This window comes from Arthrobacter glycogeni (genome assembly GCF_054511155.1).
The window spans coordinates 39,641-45,640 of sequence record NZ_JBTNDE010000027.1 but is presented as its reverse complement, the minus strand read 5'-3'; the positions used below and the strand labels follow the sequence as shown (position 1 = coordinate 45,640).

The 6,000-nt window shown below is 61.3% G+C and carries 6 protein-coding genes and 1 tRNA gene; 3 read left to right on the top strand and 4 right to left on the bottom strand.

Translation table 11 applies throughout. The features are described from left to right. Positions 1-742: 742 nt before the first annotated feature. Positions 743-1,453 carry an ankyrin repeat domain-containing protein gene (locus tag ACX80O_RS15245; protein ID WP_459308132.1) on the top strand — a complete coding sequence of 237 codons (711 nt, stop codon included), beginning with the start codon at positions 743-745 and terminating at the stop codon, positions 1,451-1,453. A gap of 432 nt (positions 1,454-1,885) precedes the next feature. Here the strand turns inward: ACX80O_RS15245 and ACX80O_RS15240 are convergent, their stop codons facing one another. The 4 genes from ACX80O_RS15240 to ACX80O_RS15225 all read right to left on the bottom strand — a co-directional run bounded on the left by ACX80O_RS15240 (position 1,886) and on the right by ACX80O_RS15225 (position 5,088). After that, a complete protein-coding gene (locus ACX80O_RS15240) occupies positions 1,886-2,584 on the bottom strand; it encodes a cyclase family protein (protein ID WP_459333950.1) in 699 nt (232 codons plus the stop codon). Next, positions 2,532-3,992: a purine-cytosine permease family protein gene (locus ACX80O_RS15235; RefSeq protein ID WP_459333949.1), complete on the bottom strand. Its 1,461-nt coding sequence runs from the start codon at positions 3,990-3,992 to the stop codon at positions 2,532-2,534. The genes ACX80O_RS15240 and ACX80O_RS15235 overlap by 53 nt, the downstream gene beginning before the upstream one ends. A gap of 4 nt (positions 3,993-3,996) precedes the next feature. Continuing rightward, complete coding sequence (locus ACX80O_RS15230; RefSeq protein ID WP_459333948.1) at positions 3,997-4,407, bottom strand: YybH family protein; 411 nt, start codon at positions 4,405-4,407, stop codon at positions 3,997-3,999. Between the two features lie 192 nt (positions 4,408-4,599). Beyond that, a complete protein-coding gene (locus ACX80O_RS15225) occupies positions 4,600-5,088 on the bottom strand; it encodes a YajQ family cyclic di-GMP-binding protein (protein WP_196842058.1) in 489 nt (162 codons plus the stop codon). A 162-nt stretch (positions 5,089-5,250) separates the two neighbouring features. Between ACX80O_RS15225 and ACX80O_RS15220 the strand changes: the two genes are divergently transcribed. Next, a complete protein-coding gene (locus ACX80O_RS15220; RefSeq protein WP_459308136.1) occupies positions 5,251-5,541 on the top strand; it encodes a hypothetical protein in 291 nt (96 codons plus the stop codon). A gap of 117 nt (positions 5,542-5,658) precedes the next feature. After that, a tRNA-Tyr gene (locus ACX80O_RS15215) sits at positions 5,659-5,740 on the top strand. Positions 5,741-6,000: the final 260 nt, after the last annotated feature.

Genomic DNA, 6,000 nt, shown 5'->3' with positions numbered 1-6,000 from the left:
CGACCAACCCGAGCCGACCCGTCAACGCCGGCGGGCCATCACTGGAACGCACCCGCACATCCGGATCAGACCCCACCCGGAAGAAATTCAGAAAGTCAGTCTGAGAATCAGGGAGATCCCTTTTCGGCCGGGGCTCCGGCGCCTTCATCACAGGTGCCGTCCACACGGCGGCCACACTCAACGGACCACCCAGACCATACCCACCCGAAGCCCCACCCGAAGCTCCACCGAAAGCCCCCGCGGGACCGCCCGTGGAAGCCCCCGCGGACATATCCGCGGGCCCGCCCGCGGAGCCGGAATCCGGACCGGACCCGGGACGGAACCCCGATCCGGTAGCAGAAGCTGTACTGCTTTTCATACCCCCATTCCATCATCGAGCTCTGACAAAATAAGGTTCGAGAGAAGGTCCCGAGAAAAAAATTTTGAACTATTTTCGTGATCCGATCAAAGATTAGGCAGACGGCATCGGAACAGTGTCTCGGGATCGCGGCAGTTCAGCACCAGCTCGGAAAGTCGGCAGCTCAGGTGTCGAATCCAATAGATAACGGCCGGTGTGGTCGCGACGGCGACTTGTCTGACCTGGGGATCGGCAACCGGACCTGGCGAACGTCCGTGACGCCCGTGCTGATCCCTGCCTGGCGCCTGGTTGTCCGATTCATGGCTCGGGTATGCTGGGAGGCATGGGGATGGTCCCGATGACGTTCTGGTGTGAGACCTCGGCGGCCCTGCGGCAGGCCTCCCGTTGAGGGCCCTTTGGCCGGGCGGTGTTCTGGCCGTATTGGTGCTGATGACCGGCTGCACAGGCAACGGCGAGGTGACCGGTCCGACGCAACAGACGCTTTCCGGGTCCGAGCGTTCGCCGAGCACATCGCCGCGAGCTGTTGAGTCTGTTCCAGGTGTCTCGCCGAGCAGGCGATCGGCTACGTCTGAGTCGTTCACCCCCGGCGAACTGATCGCGCTGAACCAGAACCTGATCGGTGTGGCTTGGGACGACAATGTCGCCCAAGCTCGACGGCTCATCGCCGCCGGCGCTGACGTCAACTACGAGGACGAGACCGAACAGAGTGCTTTCCTTATCGCCGCGAGTGAAGGCTACCTCGAGCTACTGGACCTGACACTGCGCAACGGTGCGGACGTCCACGCACGCGACAGCTATAACGGCACCGCCCTGATCCGTGCCGCGGAGCGCGGCCACGCCGATGTGGTGCGAAGGCTGCTGGAGACCGACGTGGACGTTAACCACGTCAACAACCCGGGCTGGACTGCACTACACGAGGCGATCATCCTGGGCGATGGCTCGCCCCGGTACGTGGAGACCGTGCAGCTGCTCCTCGAAGGCGGCGCCGACGTGAGGCTCCCCGCCCAGAGCGATGGTCTGACGCCCTTGCAGCACGCCACGTTCCGAGGCTTCCAAGAGATCGCTGCCATTCTGCGCGACGCGACGGAACAGTAGACCGCGGACGCCACCACAACAGTAGAAGAAGAGTCGCCACTATCGACAAGAGCCGCTGCGTGGCCGACCGGACAGAGCGCGACGACGTCCGGGCGAAGGTACGCTCGTCCATCAAACGGCTGCCCGTGAAGAATGGCTATCCGCAAACAAACAGAGTGCCGCGATTAAGCTCGTGATGGAGCAGATGGTATCCATGGCGCCGCGCTACGCCGACGCGCGGGCTGAGCGGCTGCCGGGAACTAGACAATTCTCGGCAATTCAACTACCTAATCCCCGCCGAGGAGCGACATCTGGCGGCTCAAAGGGTTCTGGACTCGCCAGATGTAGCTCTTCGGGGAAGGGGTTGATGCGCGGAAGGAAGGAAGGAAGGAAGCGAGGGAAGGGGTTGGTGCTTGTGGAAGAGAGGGGGAGATGCTGGGCAAGGGAAAGGGCTTACCGGGCAGGGAGCTCCATCGCCACAGCGCGGACGGGAGAACCGTCCATCCCCTGATACGGCAGTGGCAGCACCGACACCCACGGGTCAATAAAATCCACCGACGCCAGATTGGTCAGGTTCTCAACGATCACGCCGTCAGCGCCCAAGAGAGTTCGATGAAAAGGGAGATCGACCTCGGCGCCGGATAGATCAGTGAGATCCGGGTTGAGGGTGTCCATGCCAACCACCGAGATGCCGCGATCCAACAAGCCAACGGCGACTTCGGCGTCGAATGCTGGGTGTCGCAGATACAATTCCGTGCCAAAGTGCGCGGACCAACCCGTTTGGAACAACACCATCGCCACCGAGCCCAGATCGGAAAGCTGCGCTTCGACGTCGGACCAGACAAAGACATGACCAGGTTCAACCTGCGGAAGCCGAACAATCCGGGCCACACCGACCAGCCGGCTGAGGTCGATCTGATCCACCGACGCGCCACCCTCGATGGTGTGCAGTGGCGCGTCCAGATGGGTTCCGGTGTGGGTGCCGGCATGCACCTCGGCCACCTGGAACCCATCCGCAACAATCTCGGCAGTAACGGTGATCGTTACCTCGGGGTCGCCCGGGAAGACCTGCATCCCCGTGACAATGGGATGCGAAAGATCAACGAGCCGCACGGCGCCCAGAATCCGCGCCCGTGGAAACAGCAGAACCATGAGGGGCAGCAGAGTTGCTGAGATGCGAATGATCAGGTGTCCCTGACACGATTCGCTTGGTAACAAGCGCCCACCCCAGGTAGAGGCCCGCGGAGATGATGAAGGTGGGGATGGTCGCGCCAATCGGGCTCGGTACCGAATAGGTGAAGATCAGCGACGCGCTGGCCCCGATCACCCAGACAGCCACGGCAGCGATGTTGACGCCCTTGAAGTACCAGTAGTCGCCGCCGGAGCCGCGCAGGATGTCCTTGGTGTAGTGACGCTTGCGGACAATGTAGTAGTCCACCAGCATGACCGCGAACACGGGGATGAACAGCGAACCAATAATGACGAGGAATGACGTGAACTGATCCAGCAGCGCCAGCCAGGTGGACCCGAGAACGGAAATCGCGCCAAGGACCAGGGCCGTGGGGAGAAATTTCACCTTGCTGGACGGCACCATATTCACGACCGAGGACACCATCCCGTACACCACCATGGTGTTGGTCGCCATGACGGACAGGAAGATCACCACGGCCAGCGGAGTTCCGAAGGCTGCCACGATGGCGGTGGGATCGAACGCCACTGCCTCGCCGCCGTCGAGCACCAGATACGCGACAGAGGTCGCGCCGAGCACCATCGCCAGGACCGTTGACAGCGTGTACCCGATGCCCGAACCGATCATCCCGGCGGACTGAGACTTCGCAAGGCGATTGAACTCCGCGGACAGGACTGTCCAGGAGATTGCGGTGGCTATGACGACGTCGAGCACTGCCACTCCGGACCAGTCGAGTTCGGGATCGGCGGGCAGCGCGGCAAAGTCCGACGGCGCGAATGTGGTGAACGCGGTGACGAAAATGTACGCCATGAACGCGAGGATCACGAGGGCGAGCCACGGTTCGACCCGGGCGATGCCAGCGTGGCCGAAGATCGCCAGACACACCACCAGCAGCTGGCACAGGACCGAGAACAGGATCGGACTGGAGAAGCCAGTAGCCTGCTCCACCAGGAAGTTGACTGTGACTCCGGCCAGCATGGCCTGAACCCAGCTCCATCCCATCAGGATCACCACGTTGGCGGCGACCGGAAGGAACGAACCGCGGAGCCCGAAGGAGCCCTTGGTCAGCGACATGGTGGGCAGCCCGGTGCGGGTGCCCATATTGCCCACCAGGACGAGGACGGCGCCACCGATCACCGTTCCGAGGATGATCAGCCCGACGGCGAGGGGCCAGGACACGCCGGGAACGAAGAGTGTTCCGGTGAGCAGCGTGGTGACCACGAGGTTGGCGGCCAACCAGATCATGCCCATTCGCCCAGCGCCGAGGCTGCCTCTGATGGGGCCGAAGCCTTCGGAATTCTTTTCCAGATGATCGGACAACCGGGAGAATGCCGAGCCGGACGAGCGTCCGGTACTTTGTGATGTTGACATGGCGCTACCTGGATTCGGGGGAGTCGGGGAGGGGCGAAAGGTGCTCGTGGACGGCGTGGACAGAGCCGGCGTCGTCCCGGTGGAAGACAATGGTTTCCCGTTCAAGGGTGGTCTCGCCGGTGTTGACGGTGGTCTTCACGTCATGGCAGAAGACGGCGGTGTCGCCCAGCAGTTGGATCGACTGGTTGCTGCTCAGGCACTTGGTGACCCGCCAGCCCTCCGCGAGCCATGACTGCCAGAGCGCCTCATAATCGGCCCGCCGTTCGAGTCGCCGGTCCTCGGTATGGAACACGAAGGTGGCGCCGGGGGTGAACGACGCGAAATAGGTTTCTGTGTCAGTCCGTGAAAACGCTGCGACGATGCGCCCAGCGGCTTTTTCGACGTCCTCTTCGGTCAGGCCAGAATGCTCGGTCATTGAGTGCGGTCCTTCTTCGAGAGGTCGACGGCGATCCGCCGCCCACGTAGCCTGCCAGACAACTTTTGTTTTCAAAGTGTGAGTGACATAGCTAACAAATGTCAAAGGATTTATCCAAACCAGTCCCGTTAGACCCGAAAAGGTGACGTTCCCGGTGCGGGAACGCCACCTTTTCGGGTGAGGTGCGGGTACCTAGCGCATGTTCACAAACTGCAGGTCCGCCTCATCGAAGCCCTTGAGCAGCGACATGGTGGCCTGCAGATCATCGCGGGACTTGGAGCTGACCCGCAGTTCGTCGCCCTGGATAGTGGACTTGACACCCTTGGGAGCCTCGTCTCGGATCAGCTTGTTGATCTTCTTGGCCACATCCTGGGCGATGCCCTCTTTGATGGTGGTCTCCAGGCGGAACTCCTTGCCCGAGGCGTAGGGCTCACCGGTGTCGAGCGACTTCAGGGAGATGCCCCGCTTGATCATCTTGGACTGCAGTACGTCGAGGACCGCCAGGACGCGCTCCTCTGAGTTGGCCTTCATTAGGATCATTTCGCCGCTGAAGTCGACCTCTGCGCCGATACCTTTGAAGTCGTAGCGCTGGACGATCTCCTTCTGCGCCTGGTGCAGGGCGTTGGCAACCTCCTGCTTGTCTACTTTGCTGACAACATCAAAAGTGGATTCGCTCGCCACAATGTCTCCTTTGGGGTAGTGAGAAGGATCTGGTCCCAGCCTAATCGGTTCTCCATGGATCGGCGCGTGGGACGATTCACAGCCGATCAACAGGAAGTCCGGTGCCTTCTCACAATCGCTGGTGGAAGTGTGGATTTCAGTGATCGATCTGGAGGAAAAACCATGAGCCACAAACCGCGCGTACGGTACCAAGTTCGAGTCCGGCACGCGGTCGCGGGCACATTCCTCGCGGCCTCATCGGCGGTGTCTATTGCGGGGCTGTCTGCGATGCCAGCAGTGGCGTCCGGGCCGTCGTCGATGGTCGAGGTCACCTACGAGAGGCCAGGCAGCGCCGAGCGGCTGGCGGGAGTCAGATCAGAACTGGACGACGCCGTCGCGTTCGGCTCTGTGACCGCTAGCCAGGCTGACGCGTTCTATACGCAGATTGAGCGTCGCGTCTACGCCGGGCTGTAGGGCCAACCCGGGACTGGATGAGACCGGTCGCAACGCGATTCGATTCTTTGGATGATTTTCTGTAAAGTTATCTTGCCCGCGGTTACCGTGGGTGAACCTCATTTTATGAGGACGTTTGGCAGATTACCCGAGCGGCCAAAGGGGGCTGACTGTAAATCAGCTGGCAACGCCTTCACTGGTTCGAATCCAGTATCTGCCACAAACGCCGGTGCACCGGGAAAGTAGCCCGTTCAGATCTTCGCCAAGATCTGGACGGGCTACTTTTTTGCCCAGAGGTTCACTTGCGAGCACCGCGGATTTCATAGATCGTTGACTGCTGTTTTGGCAAAACTGTTCTAGCAGAACAGGGAAACGATAGAACGTGAAACCATCGGGACGGCGGCCTCGGTATCGGACCCGGTACGTGCAGCACTGCGGTCCGTCATTCTTCATCGAGAGCGAACACGGGGAGACAACCGC

Excerpts from the sequence above, each read along its gene's own strand:
- ACX80O_RS15230 (WP_459333948.1), bottom strand. The coding sequence starts at position 4,407 with ATGACCGAGCATTCTGGCCTGACCGAAGAGGACGTCGAAAAAGCCGCT.
- ACX80O_RS15240 (WP_459333950.1), bottom strand. The coding sequence starts at position 2,584 with ATGGTTCTGCTGTTTCCACGGGCGCGGATTCTGGGCGCCGTGCGGCTC.
- ACX80O_RS15220 (WP_459308136.1), top strand. The coding sequence starts at position 5,251 with ATGAGCCACAAACCGCGCGTACGGTACCAAGTTCGAGTCCGGCACGCG.
- ACX80O_RS15235 (WP_459333949.1), bottom strand. The coding sequence starts at position 3,992 with ATGTCAACATCACAAAGTACCGGACGCTCGTCCGGCTCGGCATTCTCC.